Origin of the sequence: Prolixibacter sp. NT017, assembly GCF_009617875.1 — a bacterium.
Classification (GTDB): domain Bacteria; phylum Bacteroidota; class Bacteroidia; order Bacteroidales; family Prolixibacteraceae; genus Prolixibacter.
Genome location: NZ_BLAV01000001.1, coordinates 1,256,471 through 1,273,553, shown reverse-complemented (window position 1 = coordinate 1,273,553; position 17,083 = coordinate 1,256,471). Strand labels below are relative to the sequence as shown.

Annotated in this window: 12 protein-coding genes; 11 read left to right on the top strand and 1 reads right to left on the bottom strand. The window is 41.1% G+C overall.

Annotated features, from left to right (window positions below):
• The first annotated feature begins 588 nt into the window (after positions 1-588).
• From GJU87_RS05225 to GJU87_RS05175, 11 genes are all read left to right on the top strand, one after another.
• Positions 589-1,359: a polysaccharide biosynthesis/export family protein gene (locus GJU87_RS05225; RefSeq protein ID WP_153638543.1), complete on the top strand. Its 771-nt coding sequence runs from the start codon at positions 589-591 to the stop codon at positions 1,357-1,359.
• Positions 1,360-1,553: 194 nt separating this feature from the next.
• Complete coding sequence (locus tag GJU87_RS05220) at positions 1,554-4,013, top strand: tyrosine-protein kinase (RefSeq protein WP_153638542.1); 2,460 nt, start codon at positions 1,554-1,556, stop codon at positions 4,011-4,013.
• A gap of 30 nt (positions 4,014-4,043) precedes the next feature.
• Positions 4,044-5,333 carry a lipopolysaccharide biosynthesis protein gene (locus GJU87_RS05215; protein ID WP_194831445.1) on the top strand — a complete coding sequence of 430 codons (1,290 nt, stop codon included), beginning with the start codon at positions 4,044-4,046 and terminating at the stop codon, positions 5,331-5,333.
• Between the two features lie 20 nt (positions 5,334-5,353).
• Positions 5,354-6,160 carry a glycosyltransferase gene (locus GJU87_RS05210; RefSeq protein ID WP_153638540.1) on the top strand — a complete coding sequence of 269 codons (807 nt, stop codon included), beginning with the start codon at positions 5,354-5,356 and terminating at the stop codon, positions 6,158-6,160.
• Between the two features lie 3 nt (positions 6,161-6,163).
• Positions 6,164-7,267, top strand: a complete 1,104-nt coding sequence (locus GJU87_RS21785) for an EpsG family protein (protein ID WP_153638539.1) — start codon at positions 6,164-6,166, stop codon at positions 7,265-7,267.
• Between the two features lie 44 nt (positions 7,268-7,311).
• The gene (locus tag GJU87_RS05200; protein WP_153638538.1) at positions 7,312-8,469 is read left to right on the top strand and encodes a glycosyltransferase family 4 protein; all 1,158 of its coding nucleotides are present in this window, start codon (positions 7,312-7,314) and stop codon (positions 8,467-8,469) included.
• The gene (locus GJU87_RS05195) at positions 8,438-9,046 is read left to right on the top strand and encodes a sugar transferase (protein ID WP_153638537.1); all 609 of its coding nucleotides are present in this window, start codon (positions 8,438-8,440) and stop codon (positions 9,044-9,046) included. The genes GJU87_RS05200 and GJU87_RS05195 overlap by 32 nt, the downstream gene beginning before the upstream one ends.
• Positions 9,043-10,158, top strand: a complete 1,116-nt coding sequence (locus GJU87_RS05190; RefSeq protein WP_153638536.1) for a GNAT family N-acetyltransferase — start codon at positions 9,043-9,045, stop codon at positions 10,156-10,158. The genes GJU87_RS05195 and GJU87_RS05190 overlap by 4 nt, the downstream gene beginning before the upstream one ends.
• 14 nt (positions 10,159-10,172) lie before the next feature.
• Positions 10,173-10,763 (top strand): hypothetical protein, encoded by a 591-nt coding sequence (locus tag GJU87_RS05185; RefSeq protein ID WP_153638535.1) that lies wholly within the window; start codon positions 10,173-10,175, stop codon positions 10,761-10,763.
• Between the two features lie 44 nt (positions 10,764-10,807).
• Complete coding sequence (locus GJU87_RS05180) at positions 10,808-11,995, top strand: aminotransferase class I/II-fold pyridoxal phosphate-dependent enzyme (RefSeq protein WP_153638534.1); 1,188 nt, start codon at positions 10,808-10,810, stop codon at positions 11,993-11,995.
• Positions 11,996-12,141: 146 nt separating this feature from the next.
• Positions 12,142-14,112: a nucleoside-diphosphate sugar epimerase/dehydratase gene (locus GJU87_RS05175; protein WP_153638533.1), complete on the top strand. Its 1,971-nt coding sequence runs from the start codon at positions 12,142-12,144 to the stop codon at positions 14,110-14,112.
• A 108-nt stretch (positions 14,113-14,220) separates the two neighbouring features.
• Here GJU87_RS05175 and GJU87_RS05170 read toward each other — a convergent pair whose 3' ends face one another.
• Positions 14,221-16,857, bottom strand: a complete 2,637-nt coding sequence (locus tag GJU87_RS05170; RefSeq protein ID WP_153638532.1) for a glycoside hydrolase family 2 TIM barrel-domain containing protein — start codon at positions 16,855-16,857, stop codon at positions 14,221-14,223.
• Positions 16,858-17,083: the final 226 nt, after the last annotated feature.

Here is a 17,083-nt window from a genome sequence, read left to right as displayed (position 1 = left end):
TATTTACCTGGACAATTAAAAATTTAGTCCAACGCATACAAAAATGACGTTTTATGAAATCAACTTCACATAATTCACATTAGTCACATAATAATTATATGATTAATCAAAGCGCTACGAGGCTCAAATTTAAAGGACTCATTTATCTGATTAACTTAACTAATATAAAGTATCATAGCAAATAACCCTCTTACTGGATCAACAGAATAACACTTTCGATAACTCATAAACCTCCTTTATCCATAATTTTAGATTTTCGATAAAACAGGCATTTACTTCTGCCTCATATAATTCTTAACTTTTATTTAGCTTTTTTTAAAGCCGAATCAATTTCCTAAACCACTTTCCATCCGATCAATCCTCATGGGACTGAAGAGGCGAAGCTATAAATCATAACTTAACTTATAGAATATTTATACACGTTGCACGAGCATGACTTTTAGCATGAATTCTCACGCATAGCCTGCCGCTAAAACAAATGCTCCGTTTTGTATAAAGGATTGACGAAAATGACAGTTGGCACCACATATTAAATCCTTTGCATTGTCGCTGTCCGGATCATAATCTCACTAATAACCTGTAATCCTCATGAAATTTCGTTCTCTTTCCTGGGCTGGGTTACTCCTTCTGCCCACGTTTCTCCTGTCATCATGTAGCACTCCACTTAAGAATATTACCTATCTATATAATTTAGGGAAAGCAGACTCCACGTTACAAACCGTTTCGCCGGATATTTACACCATCCAGCCCAACGACAACCTCTATATCAGTATCATCAGTGATAATCCGGAAGCCGCTTCCTTTTTGAATCTCTCCCAACCCGATCGTAATTATACATCAGAATCATCACTGGAACTCATCACCTATATTGTGGATGACAATGGAACTATTGTGCTTCCTTATTTAGGAAAGCAACAGGTTGGAGGTAAAACGACCAACCAGGTGCGAGATGACTTACAAAAGCAGATTAACAATATTATGGAAAATGCTTCGGTCTTTGTTAAACTGGTAAACAGAACGATAACTGTGCTGGGAGAGGTTAACCGCCCCGGCCAGTACCGGGTTAACAGAAATTCGATGACGATTTTTGAGGCTTTGGGAACCGCCGGAGACCTCAGCGATTTTGGAAACAGGAAAGATGTCAGAATTATCAGAGGAGAGGGCGAAGAAAGAAAAATAGCAACACTAAACCTAACTAACAGCGATATAACGCATTCAAAATACTTCTACATACTCCCAAACGACATTATTTACGTACAGCCCAAAAACCGCATCTACGGCGCTAAAACACTTCCTTTCGCGACTCTCTTTACGGCAATATCTACCGCCGTACTACTATATACTTCCTTTAGGCCTTAATCGTTCACTTCATACATAAGACCCAGAAGGAAATTTATACTTCTCTTAATAATTCGCCCAACACTTTCCAGAAAAGAGCACATACATAACGCATGAGTTGGTGTCAATATTTAAGACAATTTCCTCTCTTTTAATCATCTTCTTTTCTCCATTTTTAATAGCTAACTCAATTTTAACATACAAACCTAAATACAATGAAAATAAACAATTACCAAAATCTTGAGCAATTCATACTACCCCAAAAAACAATAAACTATCGAAAATATTTTGCTCTGCTAATCTCTCATTGGAAATGGTTTGTGATAGCAATAATCTTCACTTCTATTGGAATTTGGTTGTACTACAAGTACACCCATCCTATTTACGAAGTCTCCGCCTCAATACTGATTGAAGAGCAGCAGAACCAAAACCCACTAATCACAGCAGCAGATAAACAGCCTAACGTTTTCCAGGGATTTAGTCTCTTCAATGGAAACCAAAATATTGAGAACCAAATCCAAATATTAAAGTCATGGAGTCTTATTTACAATACTCTTGAGCATTTCAACTTTGAGGTCACTTATTCTGAAAGAGGTTTTTTCAGGACAACTGAATTATATCATGATCTACCTTTTGAGATTGAGTTTGATGATAGACATTCACAACTGATTGATACCAACTTTGACCTTAAGTTCCTATCTGACAATAAGGTCAAAATAAAAACAAAGAGTAGAAAGGCCATCCGTTACGACTATCTAAGAAAAACTGAATTATCCGAACCACATGCTGTAAATAATAGTCGAACATTCGACATTGACGAGCAAATAAAATCTGCCGATTACTCATTCAGAATTATCCCAATTTCATCTCTTCCTTTACAAGGGAGATACCGCATCAACTTTAACTCATTAAATGAGTTAACGAATGAATATTTGGAAAAACTAACCGTTTATCAGGTATCACTAAAGAGCAGTATACTAAAACTTAAAACAACATGTGAGAATACCGAAAAAGGGATTGCCTTTCTGGACATGCTTATGCGGGTTTACCAGGAACATAATTTAAAAAAGAAAAATACTATTGCTACTAAAACTATTTTCTTCATAACATCTCAACTATCGGAGGTTCGCGATTCTCTGAAAGCCTCACAAAAAATAAGAGAGCGGTTTCAAAGTAACAATCAATTACTTGATGTGGGCTACCAATCTCAGCAACTATTGGACCAACTCGTAAAGCTGGAAGACCAAAAAAACCTATTAGAAACTCAACATCAATACTACAAATACCTCGAGAATTACTTGCTCCAAAATGGAGATTTGGAATCACTCGTCGCCCCTTCCACAGTGGGCATTGATGACCCTCTTTTAGTGAATCTACTTCAAGATCTGAACCAACTGAATATTGAATTATCGACACTGGCAGCGACAGTTCATGATCCGGAGTATCCCAGGATGAGACAACTTCGGATCCAAATGGAAACGACCAAACGTACATTATTGGAAAACAGCAGAAGCATCATGCATCAATCTGAACTGACGCTTCAGGACATTTCCAAGCGAACTGACTCTTTAAGAAAACAGACAAGAAGCTTACCTGCTGTTGAACGAGACTACGTTAACATCGAGAGAAGTTATCAATTAAACAACAACAACTACAACTTTCTTCTTCAGAAGTTATCTGAAGCACAAATTGCCAAAGCCTCGAACACGCCTGATAATGAAGTCATCGATCCAGCAAGAATTATAGGAGATAAACCGGTCAAACCCAACAATATCAAAACAGGCATTGCTGCTTTACTTCTTGGCATTTTTTTTCCTTCAACGCTCATTATTATTAGAAACGCACTTGACAACAAAGTGCGAACGTTGGATGACCTAAAACTTTTGACAGATTCGCCAGTCTTAGGGCAAATACCCCATGACGAACAAGTTTTACCTAGTCAAATTCCTTTACTAGAACATCCTAATTCTCCATTGGGAGAATCGTATCGAGCTCTTCGAACAAAACTTAAATTTATACAAAATGGAAATGAACACAACGTAATTGCAGTGACATCAACCGCCGCAGGAGAAGGAAAAACCTTTACAGCTCTCAATCTTGCAGCCTCTTTCGCATTATTGGGAAAGAAAACTGTTTTTTTAGATCTCGATCTCAGGAATTCACGGATAGGGAAGAAGATGGGTTACGAAAGCAATAGAGGAGCGAGCAACTACATTCTCAATGAAATGTCTATCAACGATATAACCTTCAACACTCCACATCCTTATTTGCACATCATTCCAGCCGGAAGCATTCCCCCAAATCCGGGAGAGATGTTGGCTGACATCCAACTTATGGAGCTAACAGCTCTTCTTAAGCAAGAATACGAAACAATAATCATTGATTCAAGTCCACTTCTTGTTGCTGATGTTTTTCAATTCAGTAACCTATGGGATACACTTCTTTTTGTTACCCGTCAGGGAATTACATTGAAACCTGCGGCCAAAAGTGCTTTGCAAGAGATATCCAGTCAAAATACAAATCGCTTAGGATTATTACTTAATGACATATCCATTAACAATCAATTTGACCGTTACAATAACCATTCATATGGTTATGGATATGAGAATAACTACAAGAAAAAAATTAGCAAAGAGCTGAAACCTCAAAGACGCTCACAAAAAACAGAAGTCTAATAACCACTGAGCATCAGCCAAATAAATATCGTGGAAAGAATTATTTCAAAGATTTTAAAAACAGACTTCAATAAAAACGTTCTGATATTATCTGGTGGTACGGCCATTTCGCAGGTTCTCCTGGTGGCATTTTCACCTATTTTGACACGAATATATACTCCGAATGCTTTTGGCTTGTATGCTGTATTCCTGTCCTTAATAGCGATAATTGGCAGCAACATTTGTCTAAAATATGACTTAGCAATCATGCTTCCAAGGAAAGTTGAAGATGTATATAAATTATCTTACTTGGCGAACTACATAAATATAACTTTGTCCACAATCCTCCTCATCATAATCATCATCGGCCACAATTTCATTATGCCGTTGTTACATATTCAACACTCGAATATTTATTTATTCTTTCTTTTGCCACTAGCAATATACTTCGTTGGCTTCAACTCCATTCTGGTTAATTTAAACAATCGTTTAAAAAACTACAAACCCATGGCTGTCTCAAACATAGCTAAAAACGGCACCATGATTCCAATTCAAATTTTCTTAAGTTTCTTAAAAGCATTTTCCCTGAGTGGACTCATCATCGGTCAACTCGCTGCATACCTTTCAGGCAATAGAATATTGAAGATAAATTCGTCTTTCAGTTTCAGACAAATGTTCCAACATAAACTGCACGATTTTAAAAATGTCTCTTTGAAATATCGTGAATTTCCATACTACGCATTTCCTGCAGGAATAGCGAACTCAGCTAGTCTGAACATCGCCAGCCTCTTAATGACTTCGATATATTCGATAAGCTTTGTAGGTTTTTTTGCACTCGCATATAGAATCCTCAGTGCCCCCAGTATTCTCATAAGTCACAACGTTGCCCAAGTTTATTATCAAGAAGCCTGCGAGGAGATTCGAACGAAAGGAAATTGCTATTCAGTATTCAAAAGCACTCTCAAAAAATTGACGATTTTGGCAATTTTTGTTTTCGTCCCATTATTTTTCTCAAGTGAATATCTATTCCCTCTAATATTCGGGAATGAATGGAGTACAGCAGGAACCATTGCCAAATACTTAACTATTGTGTCTGGTGTCAGATTCATCGCTTCAAGCTTATCTTATACTCTCAATGCGGCAGAGAAACAAAAATTGAGTCTGGTAAACAACTCTTTTCTATTAATTACAAACCTGGTTATCTTCTATCTGGGATACATTTTTAAAATCGATTTTATCGATTTCATAAAACTGTACAGCCTCGGAATAAGCTTTTTATATTTAATATTCCTTTTTTCATTTTTCCTCATTGCAAAGAAAACACGAAAAATCCCGGAATAAATAATTTACCAAAAGTCAAAATGGAGAATTTCATATCCGTCATAACAACCGTCAAAAACGGCTCCAAATACATAATTGAGATGTTGGAAAGCGTTAAGAGTCAATCACACAATAATTTTGAACATCTAATTGTAGATGACGGCTCTACAGATGACACGGTAAATAAACTGTATGACTTTCAAATCCGGAATACCGACTATCCGCTTAAAATTTTTCAACCAGGCAATATTGGGCGAGGCAGAGCATTGAATTATGCCGTATCCAAAGCTAGAGGTAACTGGATTGCCGTTATCGATTCTGACGATTTATGGCATCCCGAAAAACTTACCATACAAAGTGCGATTGTACAAAACAACAACGTAGATGCACTATTCACTAATACACAACTTTTCAGTTCAAAGTCAGAAATCATTATACACGAAGCTAGTACTCCAGATGCATTAGTAATCCTAGGACTAGATAATCTACTAAAGCATAACAGATTATCTCATTCGTCAGTTCTTATAAGGAAACAGCTTTGCTGCTATGATGAATCCCGACATTCTCAATTTGATTATGAGCTGTGGCTGCGACTTGCTTCACAGAACAGAATCATTGCCAAAACAAATACAAAACTGGACTTTCACAGAATACACAAGGACCAATCATTTGAAAATACATCAGGGAAAAAATACTATTGGCGTTCCTTTAAATTGAAAACCAAATACACCTTGTCAGAGCGCCGAATTATTATACTGATGTATAACACTTTTAAGTTATTTTACGACCTCTTCCTACCAAGAAATATTCGTTTAACGGTTAGAAAATTACTTAATCCAATAAACTAACTCATGCTCAGCAACTTTACCATCGCATACAACTCTTTTTACTTTACTGTCGCGACCATTGTCTTGTTCTTAATACTGCTATTTTATAGCGACTACAACTACCGGAGACAGACAAATATATTTCTCATCATATCTACCTCTGTGCTTTATATCCTAATATTTGGAAGTAGAGATTGGAATATTGGAAGTGATACATACAGATACATATATACAATGAATAAATTCTCAAGTCTATCTGCACTAAAACTCTATCAAATAAGAGATTTCGGAATTTATAGCATTTCTGTATTTCTAAATACAATAACATCAAATAAGCAAGCAATTTTATATACCATGGCAATACTTTACGTGATACCGCTTGCATTTGCATTCATAAGTTTAAAAACGGACCATACATTCTTGTTATTTTTTTGCTTTGTTAGTTTCTTCTTTTTCAAAAGCATGGGGGCAAACATTTTGAAGCAGGGGGTTGCAATTTCATTCTTTCTACTTGCCATTGTACTAATAACTAACAATTACAAACCACACCTACCGATAATATTCATGTCCGTCGCGTTTTTGTTTCACGCCTCAATTCTCATCCCGATAACATTTTTTCTGGCATCTAAGTACATCAAAAAAGTTCAGATACCACTTATTGTCTACCTACTTGCAATTATACTCTCTTATTTAAATACCGATTTAATCAAATTCTTGAATTCAGTTCCACTCTTAAGTGAGCTTGTCAATGACCGATTACAAAGCTACATGCTGAGTACTAATATTGCCATATACAGAACCGGCTTCCGACCAGACTTTGTAATATTCAATTCGATATTTGTTTTGGTCGGCTTATATTTCTATAATCAACAACGCATCAAAATATTCTATCCAAACTATAAACGTTTCTTATTTTCATATATTCTAACCAGTTCGGTCTTTTTTCTCATGTTTCATATTCCTTACTCTGACCGTTTTGGTGTACTATCATGGGTATTTATTCCTTTTCTGCTTAGTCCTTTTCTATCTAAGTACGGAGAATACAAATACGGCCCTCTAAAGCTATTCGTCTTCAGTCTATTATCATTTATTCTTCTTAATATCGTCTATTTCAAAAACCAAATATAATTTTCTCAGAAAAATCTAAACATCCCCTTCTAAAACCAACTGAAATGAAGATTGTGATTATCGCCAGCAACGATTTCTCACTGATTAACTTTCGTAAGGAGCTAATCCTGGAGTTTCGTAACCGCGGCTTCGACATCGCTGCAGCTGCCCCATCTGAACTTCCTATCGTAAGTCGGGAGTTGAACCGGCTTGGTATCAAATATTATCCACTCACACTCCGTAAAAATGGGAGGAATCCGTTCAGAGACATACTTTTCTTTTTCTCGTTGTTGCGTATTCTCATAAAAGAAAGACCCGACTATCTTCTTACATACACCATTAAACCTGTCATTTACGGGAATCTGGCAGGTCGTTTTTTTAAACATCTGAGGCGCTATTCTATCATATCAGGTCTGGGATATATAGCCAGCGAAAGTGAGGTCAATTCCAGAAAATTGGTTTTGCGTATTATCGATATTCTCTACCGTGCAAGCCTAAAAAACGTCGATGGATTGTTCTTTCAGAATTACGAAGATGTGGCTTTCTTCCTGAAAAAGGAATATATCAATTCACCAGCCATAGCACAGGTAACCATGGGCTCAGGCGTTAACACACGATACTTTAGTCGGGAACCGCTGCCGCATGGTATTTTCCGTTTTCTGCTTGTTTCACGACTTTTACGCTCCAAAGGAATTGCCATTTACGCCGATGCGGCAAGGATCGTGAAAGAAAAGCATCCAACCGTAGAATTCGAAATACTCGGTGGTTACGACTTAAGCTGTGAAGACGCTATCACCCCCGAAGAGGTCCAGAACTGGGAACAGGAAGGTCTTTTTCACTACCGCGGAACCACCAGCGATGTGCGGCCTTACCTGAAAGACTCAACCGTTTTTGTGCTTCCCTCCTACTACCGTGAAGGAATTCCCCGCTCGATTATGGAAGCGATGGCCACAGGACGCCCCATCATCACTACCGATGCCATTGGCTGCCGGAACACGGTGAAACATGGACAAAATGGATTACTTGTGCAACCACGCGATGTGAAAGGTCTGGCCGACGCTATGATTTACATGGTGGAACACCCCGAAGAAGTGAAAGCCATGGCTGACAAAAGCAGACAAATGGCTGTGGACGTTTTCGAGGTAACCGAAGTTAATAAAGTGCTGCTCGAATACATGAATTTAGGAGTACATGTACCGGTATCTTTTCAAACCTTTGCTTGATTTTGTGCTGGCTTTGGCTGGTATTATCCTGCTTAGTCCTGTCTTCCTAATTGTACTTATATGGTTGACTATCTTGACCAAAGGCAATCCGTTTTTCATTCAGGAAAGGCCGGGTAAAAACGGAAAGCTATTCCGGCTTTACAAGTTCAGAACCATGAACAACAAACGGAACAAAGAGGGTGAACTGCTGGCCGATCACCTACGAGTAACCCGGACCGGCAATTTCCTGCGTAATTCCTCACTCGACGAAATTCCCCAGTTAGTGAATGTGTTGAAGGGCGAGCTGAGTTTAATAGGCCCCCGCCCGCTGCTGAAACAATATCTTCCGTTGTACAACGAACGCCAGGCAAAACGACATGACGTAAAACCGGGGATTACGGGTTGGGCACAGGTAAACGGAAGAAATGACTTAAGCTGGGAAGAAAAATTCGAATACGATGTGTACTACGTTGAGCACCTGTCGCTCAACCTCGATCTGAAAATACTTTATCTCACTATTACCAAAGTATTCAAAAGGGAAGGAATTTATGCTCCTCACCGCGAACGAATGGATTATTTTAAAGGAACCACCACATGATAATTAAAACACTGAAGGCCGGAACCGAATCTGATTTTCGGGAATGGCAAGGGTTATGTGCGAATATAACCGACTGCGACATTTGCTTCTACCCGCAATATGCCTTGCTAAGTGAAACAAATGACGAAGGAGAAGCAACCTGCTTTGTTTATCAAAAACATGATAATGACTATATCCTGTTTCCCTTCCTGAAAAGAAAAATCAACAACATCAGCTTGTTCTCCCAGCTCAGAGAAACGTATTACGACATTGTATCGCCGTATGGCTACGGAGGCTATCTTAGAAGCGACGGATGTACAACTCCGATTGACGATTTCCTCAAAACCTTTCATATGTATTGCCAGGACCAACACATTGTTTCCGAGTTTGTGCGTTTCCATCCCTGGTTGAAAACACACGAAGGTTGCGACATAGAAATAGATGTCAGCTTATACAACCAGGTCGTCGCCATCGACACAGCTAAAACTGCAGAAGAAATGTGGAGCGATTTCGATCGAAAATGCCGCAACCGAATCCGAAAAAGTGCCAAAGAAGGTGTCACCATCGAGATAGATAGTTCACCGAAAGCTATCGAAGTATTTCTACCACTATACACCGAGACCATGTCTCGAAATGAAGCGAATCTTTACTATTATTTCTCAAAGGATTACTTTCGAAACATGGTGAAACTGCTGGACGGTAACATCACCTTTTTCCACGCCCGCCTTAACCATGAGATTATTGCATCGATTCTTGTTATTACCGGTGGTGCATTTGCTAATGCTCATTTGGCCGGCACAAATACAGCCTATCTTCATCTCTCGCCCATGATGGCTCTCTTTCATGAAGCCGCCATTTGGGCCGGCAAACAAGGTTATCGTTACTTCATATTAGGAGGTGGTCGGTCATCTTCTCCTGATGACAGCTTGCTGAAAATGAAAACCAAATTTGCCAAAGAGACGATTTCGTTTCACACGGGAAAAAAGATCCACTTACCCGAGGTTTACAAAGAGTTATCGCACCTGAAAAAAATCCATATCCAACAAAACAAACTGGATATTCTACATACAGAATATTTTCCCGAATACCGAAATATTCGCTTTCACTCACCTACTTATTCATCTGCATTATAAAAACCGATAGTCATATGGAAACAGAGAGAGATAAAAACTGTCAGTTTGCACATGCTGAGGAGATGTTTGCCAAAGACCCCATCGGGTTACGAATCAACTTAGCCATAGTTGCTTTTCTACGGAAAATCAAATTTTACTTGTATTTCCGCAAGGTCAAATATTTTCTGGGATTCCGGACCCATTATTCCGGAGCATCCGCAACCCCCAGGCTCATTACAGAACCGAAACCACAAGTTGTCAAAAAACCAACGGGCCCGCTTAGACAGGGTGATTGGGTAAGAATCAAATCGAGAGAAGAAATACTGGAAACCATTGACGAGAATAACAAGCTGGAAGGATGTGTCGTCATGCCCGAGATGTGGCAGTACTGCGGCACCGAAACCAAGGTAGTCAAACGCGTTGAATACTTCCTTGACGAAGCCAACTACAAAATGAGGAAGATGCGAACCACTGTTTTATTGGAAGGTTTGCATTGTTCCGGGAAAATGCCCGGCTACAAAGCCGTATGCGACCGAAACTGCTTTTTCTTCTGGAAGGAAGCGTGGCTGGACAAAATCGATGCTCCGATAAACGAGAAGCCTCTGAACATAGATGCGAACCAATAAACAGATCAAATCGAAACGAACACAAACCTCAACAGATAAGCACAATGGAGAAGAAAATATGGTTATCATCTCCCCATCTAAGTGGCCATGAGTTGCAATATATCGTTGAAGCAATTCAGACCAATTGGGTGGCTCCTTTGGGCCCCAATGTCGATGAATTCGAGCAAGTGTTGGCCCGCTACAACCAGGTGCAGGATGCTGCAGTGCTAAGCTCCGGCACTGCAGCGTTACACCTGGCCTTGATTATCCTCGGAGTAAAAACCGGTGACGAGGTACTCGCATCCACGCTTACCTTTGCAGCCACCATCAATCCGATTCTTTATCAGTGTGCTCACCCCATTCTTGTCGAAAGTGAACCCCAAACCTGGAATATGAGTCCTAATTGGCTGGAAACAGCCATAAAAGCGCGGTTGAAAAGAGGAAAGAAACCCAAAGTCATTATTCCCGTGCATGTTTATGGTATGCCAAGCAAAATGGACGAAATCATGGAGATTGCCAATTATTACCAGATTCCGGTAATAGAAGATGCGGCAGAAGCATTGGGCAGTCGCTATAACGGACAGGCACTGGGTTCTATAGGTGCAATGGGAATTCTCTCATTCAACGGGAATAAGATTATCACCACTTCCGGCGGAGGAGCGCTTTTATCAAACGATAAAAAATTAACAGCGAAAGCCCGATTCCTCTCCACACAGTCCCGCGATCCAGCTCCGCACTATCAGCACAGCGTTATAGGCTATAACTACCGGATGAGCAATGTAACAGCAGGCATCGGACTCGGACAAATGGAAGTCATCGACCAACGTGTTGTTCAACGAAGGAAAAATCAGCTATTCTATCGCAAATTATTTTCCGGTATATCGGGAATATCCTTCCAGGAAGAGCCGGACGCTCGTTTCTTCTCCAACTACTGGCTGACGGCTATTACTATCGATGATCGTCAAACCGGAGGTATCACCTGCGAGATACTTCGAAAAGCATTTGCAGCAGAGAATATTGAATCGCGACCACTATGGAAACCGATGCATCTGCAGCCGATCTTCCGCAGATATCCATTTTATGGTGACGGAACATCGGAAAGATTATTCCGCAAAGGACAATGTCTGCCCAGCGGTTCCAACCTAACCGACGAAGACCGGTTACGCATCGCTGGTGTTATTAATCGCTTATTCGACAGGAAAGAGATTCGCCATACAGCTATCCCATCCCAAAATACAGAATCACTAAAGTAAAATTCACAATCAAAAGATTATCAGCATGAAATAAAGCTCTACTCTTCCATTAACTGAAAGTTCTAAAACATTATACCAAACACTCCCTCCCTCAGGATAATGCAAAGAATTCCCTCATTATCTAATTTAAGTTACCTAAATTCGCTATGCTTCGCCTACTCCAAAAATTCCTGGTCCGACACATTGTCCCGCGTGGTCTGGTGTTAGTCATGGACCTGTTCGTCACTGCTATCAGTTTCGTTCTCGCTTATCTCCTCCGGTTCAATCTGGATCCCGCCGTTGTTGATATACAACGGGCAACGAGTCATTTCCTGGTTGCTCTTCCGGTTTACATCGGAGCCTTTCTGTTCTTTGGTTCATTCAGTGGAATCATCCGACATACAACTATTCAGGATGCTGTTAAGCTGGTTTTGGCCATGTCAACGGGAGTCACTACCCTGTTGTTCCTGTCCACTGCCGCGCGAACTTTTCCGGATATGAAATTCCTCGTGATTCCCTATTCAGTTATACTCATTCACTATTTCACCACCACTGTTTTATTGGTGGGAAGTCGGATGGCTGTTAAGGGAACTTACCAATACTGTTTTCTCCCGAGCAGCCCGCTCAAACGAGTAATGCTATTCGGTGCGGGAGAACTCGGACTCATTACGCTCAACGTATTGGAACAAGACCATATTTCTGGCTATAAAGTTGTTGGATTCATCGATGACAAACGAACCCTTAACGGGAAAACGCTCAACGGCATCCCCATCTATTCTGCCCGCCAGGCATTTCGTCGGGTGGTGAAAGCCGAACAAGTTCAGGAAATTATTATTTCTATCAATCAGCCCAATATTTCGCCGACGCGGAAAAAAGAGTTACTGGAAATGTGCCTGGATAATAACATCCAACTAAAACAAATTCCTGCCGTAAACGATTGGATGAACGGCCAACTGAATTCCAAACAGATCCGAAATGTCATGATCGCCGACTTACTTAGCCGAGAGGCTATTCATCTGGAAATCGACAAAATCAAGGAAGGCCTCAAGGATTCGATCATTCTGATAACCGGTGCAGCCGGTTCAATTGGCTCCGAAATTGTGCGTCAGCTCATGGCTTTCGATATCCGTCATGCCATTCTGTATGACCAGGCTGAGACACCACTGTATGATTTGCAAAACGAACTAAAAGTAAAATTCCCGAAAACTTCTTTCGACCTCATCATTGGTGACGTACGCGACCCGTTCCGCCTTTACCAGGTATTCAATAAATATCAACCCGATATCGTTTTCAATGCCGCAGCCTACAAGCATGTTCCACTAATGGAAGCACATCCTTACGAGGCTATTCGGGTGAATATCGGCGGAACACTATTGCTTGCCGATTTGTCGGTACAGTTCAAGGTGAAAAAGTTTGTGATGTTATCGACCGACAAAGCAGTCAATCCCACCAATGTGATGGGAGCATCCAAACGAATTTGCGAAATATACATTCAGGCATTATCCCAAAAAGAAGGTATTACCACCCAATTTATCACCACACGCTTTGGCAATGTACTTGGTTCTAACGGATCAGTTGTTCCGCTTTTCCAAAAGCAAATTGAAGAAGGAGGTCCCGTTACTGTCACTCATCCCGATATCACCCGTTTCTTCATGACCATACCGGAAGCTTGTCAATTAGTTCTCGAAGCTGGCTTCATGGGCAAAGGCGGCGAGATTTATGTGTTCGACATGGGTAAACCGGTGAAAATATACGACCTCGCAAAAAGGATGATCTCGCTTTCCGGGTTTGTTCCTGAACAGGACATTGCCATCAAATTCACGGGATTACGCCCCGGAGAGAAACTCTATGAAGAACTTTTGGCGAACAAGGAAAATACGCTGCCTACCCATCACCCGAAAATCATGATTGCCCAAGTTCGTAAGTATCCTTACGACGAGGTAAATGAAAGCATCAGAGGGCTGCTTGCTGCTGTTCAACTCGAAGATGAAGAAAAACTAGTCAATCGCATGAAGTTATTAGTTCCGGAATTTATTTCTCAAAACTCTCGATTTACCAAATTCGACAAGGAACAACCTGTTGGTCCGCGTTTAGAAAAAAGCAAAAGAAAGTCCAAAAAGAAAATACCAATCACCTGAAATACCTAACACTTAGAACTTAATTCTTCCCAAATACATCCTAAAACCAATTTCGTTGTCTGTCATCCGGAATGCAGCTTCCCAGGCTGCGTTCCGGATTTTTTTATGCTATTTTTCAGACAGAGCGACTTTCTGTTCAGATACATTCCACCCTTCCGCTACCAATCTCACATCTTGCATGTCGACCTGACCAAACTGCTGACTCAGATCTAAATTGACCTCCTTCTCCTCGCCTGGTAACAAAGTGAAATAATTTCGATTGAAAAAGACCGGTAATACCAACTCACCCTTTTTCTCATTCACTATTTTTAAACGAATAAAGAAAGCAGTCTCCTTGCCGGGATTCAGAATGTGCATGCTGTATTTTCCTTCAGCCGTTTTTTCCGTTTTCACTTTTACAGAAGTCGGTTTTAACTGATCCAGCTGCTCATACGATTTGGGATTCTTCGATAGCCAGTAGAGATTCTCATCAACGTCCTTTCCATCTTTGTCTTTCAATGTCAGCTTCAGAAAGTAAACTTCGTCTGGATCCTCAGCTGGCAGTTTTACTTTCTTCAACAACGTCACCGAATTCGCATCGACATCCGTTTTGACCGATTGCTCGCCCAACTCTTTCCCATGAATGGAATAAAGTGTTGTTATGGCGGTCAGACCTGATCGCTTAAACGGTGTTTGATTCACAACGCATGCCACAGAATCATTCAGATTCAACTGAATATGTACCGGTTGTGCTGCTTCTTTGTAACCAAAATATCCGCCGGTATAATCGAGATAGTAATCGTAGAAGAAACCCCGCAAAGCCGTCCACGGATTTTGATTTTTCCAAACCAACATACCGGTGTAATCACTCCACATCCGGAAGTTAAAACCTTCCTGAAGTGCCCGGTACTGCTCATAGCTCACAATTTGCGCCTTTCGGCAGAAATCGTTGATGTCTTTCACTTTCCCATAGCGGTCTGGGAAATCGTGTAAAGGAATGTATTTATGGTATTTCCACGACTCAGGAACCCGGTTACCTTTCGGTGGAACCAAATCCTTGGCAGGAATAAATTTCTTCAGCGATTCAATGTTGGTCATCCCAATGGAACCAATCTCCGGATTAAACGGATAAGATTTTGTTTTAAAAATCCAGTCAGGCTCCAGAATGCCATAAGGCCCGTCCCCATTTCCGCCAATCGTATTCCGCATCAACTGTGTCCCCGTCGATTCTTCCAGATAAAGTCGGGTTCCGTCCGTTTGTGGAATGACATCATCCCGCAATGCCGCATTGATATCATCAGCCGGCGTATATTCATTTCCACCGCACCACAAGTAAAGGCTCGGATGGTTTCTTAGCATTTTTATCTGGTCTTCGGCTGATTTCAGGAAGAGAGAATGATCATCCGGATAGGCATGCCGACGCACCTGCGATTCCTTTTTGAGCGGATCAGGCCAGCGACCGTTGCAATCGCCGGTTACCCAAAACTCCTGCCACACCAGCAAACCGTATTTGTCACAAGCATCGTAAAATTCAGGCCGTTCAGTGATGGAACCTCCCCAAACCCGAATCATATTCATGTTCATCTCTGCATGCATTCTAACTTCCGCGTCATACCGCTCCTTCGACAACCGCAGCATCGCATCCGACGCAATCCAATTTCCTCCTTTGATGAATATTTTCTGTCCGTTCACCAGAAATACTCGTGCTCCAACTTTCTCGTCAAAATAACTGCCTGTTTCCCGAATGCCAAATCTTACCGGCTGTTCATCAGAAACTTTTCCATCCTCCACGAAAGAAACCTTAAGCGTATACAAAGGATGTCTTCCCATTCCATTGGGCCACCATAGTTTCGGGTCGGTTACCTTTATTTCATCCAGACCAACTTCCTTTTCCTGGTAAGGTTGCAATGTTACCTTACGGGAATAAGTCTTCCCGTTAAGGGTAACCTGCAACACACCGCTTTGCTTGCGGTTCGTGGCATTTTTCAACTCCGAAGAAACCTTAACAAACGCAGGCTCCTGTTTCGCACCCGGTGTTCTTTTTCCGGGAACACGAGTTATTACATGTGGATTCAATACATCAACCGCGCCGGTAACCTCCAGGCTGACCTTGTCCCAAATTCCGGTATTGCGATCATGCATTGGGCAGATCCAATCCCAGCCGGCTGTGCATTGCATTGTCACATTCCGGGCGATGGTTCCGTCTCCGCCTTGCCCACGCGATGCATCACCTTCTGGCGAAGGAGGTTCGACCAATACCGCCAATCGGTTCACTTCACCCTGATGGTACAAACCGGTGATGTTGTATTTTTCCCGTAAGAACATTCCTTCGTGGGTATCCTTATTCACTCTTTTCCCGTTAAGGAAAATATTAGCCGCATAATTGATTCCCCTGAATTTCAACCAGACCTGTTCGCCCTGTTTCACGTTCAATTCAGGCAATTCGGTATAAAACCAATAGGTGTAATAGTCTCTTCCGACATCGTGAATGTCCGGTATTTCTTTGTTGTTCAAACCCACAAATGGATCGGGCACCAAATGATTGTGCAACAGCGTGGTTAACACGGTACCGGGAACGACAGCATCCATCCAGCCGGTGCGCTGATAGCCTGGCGAAGTAATCACAGTACCATCCACCCGGACGTCGACTTTTCGTTTGGCCACCCAGTTCGAATCCAGGCTAATATCATGCTGTTGCGCTTTCGCCGAAGGCAAATAAATAACACTGAAACACAAGAAAATAAACAGGAAATACGTTCTCCTCATAATTAGTTAGTTTAAGCGTACAAATGGATAAAATTCACGGAGACAAAATATGGAATCGACGGTGAATCCAAATAACATTTAAAAAGTAATTGCTTTCAACTTAACAGGAATGTCATACAGGACAGGGGTATTACGAACCCAATGGTTTTCAACTTTCTTAAGCAATATAAATAACGGAATCTCAACATGTAATACAACATATTTGCCATAACCCGAAAGGACTGTA

Coding starts and splice junctions, on each gene's coding strand:
- GJU87_RS05175 (WP_153638533.1), top strand. CDS start 12,142: ATGCTTCGCCTACTCCAAAAATTCCTGGTCCGACACATTGTCCCGCGT.
- GJU87_RS21785 (WP_153638539.1), top strand. CDS start 6,164: ATGCTCAGCAACTTTACCATCGCATACAACTCTTTTTACTTTACTGTC.
- GJU87_RS05185 (WP_153638535.1), top strand. CDS start 10,173: ATGGAAACAGAGAGAGATAAAAACTGTCAGTTTGCACATGCTGAGGAG.
- GJU87_RS05180 (WP_153638534.1), top strand. CDS start 10,808: ATGGAGAAGAAAATATGGTTATCATCTCCCCATCTAAGTGGCCATGAG.
- GJU87_RS05195 (WP_153638537.1), top strand. CDS start 8,438: ATGTACCGGTATCTTTTCAAACCTTTGCTTGATTTTGTGCTGGCTTTG.
- GJU87_RS05200 (WP_153638538.1), top strand. CDS start 7,312: ATGAAGATTGTGATTATCGCCAGCAACGATTTCTCACTGATTAACTTT.
- GJU87_RS05190 (WP_153638536.1), top strand. CDS start 9,043: ATGATAATTAAAACACTGAAGGCCGGAACCGAATCTGATTTTCGGGAA.
- GJU87_RS05225 (WP_153638543.1), top strand. CDS start 589: ATGAAATTTCGTTCTCTTTCCTGGGCTGGGTTACTCCTTCTGCCCACG.
- GJU87_RS05170 (WP_153638532.1), bottom strand. CDS start 16,857: ATGAGGAGAACGTATTTCCTGTTTATTTTCTTGTGTTTCAGTGTTATT.
- GJU87_RS05210 (WP_153638540.1), top strand. CDS start 5,354: ATGGAGAATTTCATATCCGTCATAACAACCGTCAAAAACGGCTCCAAA.
- GJU87_RS05220 (WP_153638542.1), top strand. CDS start 1,554: ATGAAAATAAACAATTACCAAAATCTTGAGCAATTCATACTACCCCAA.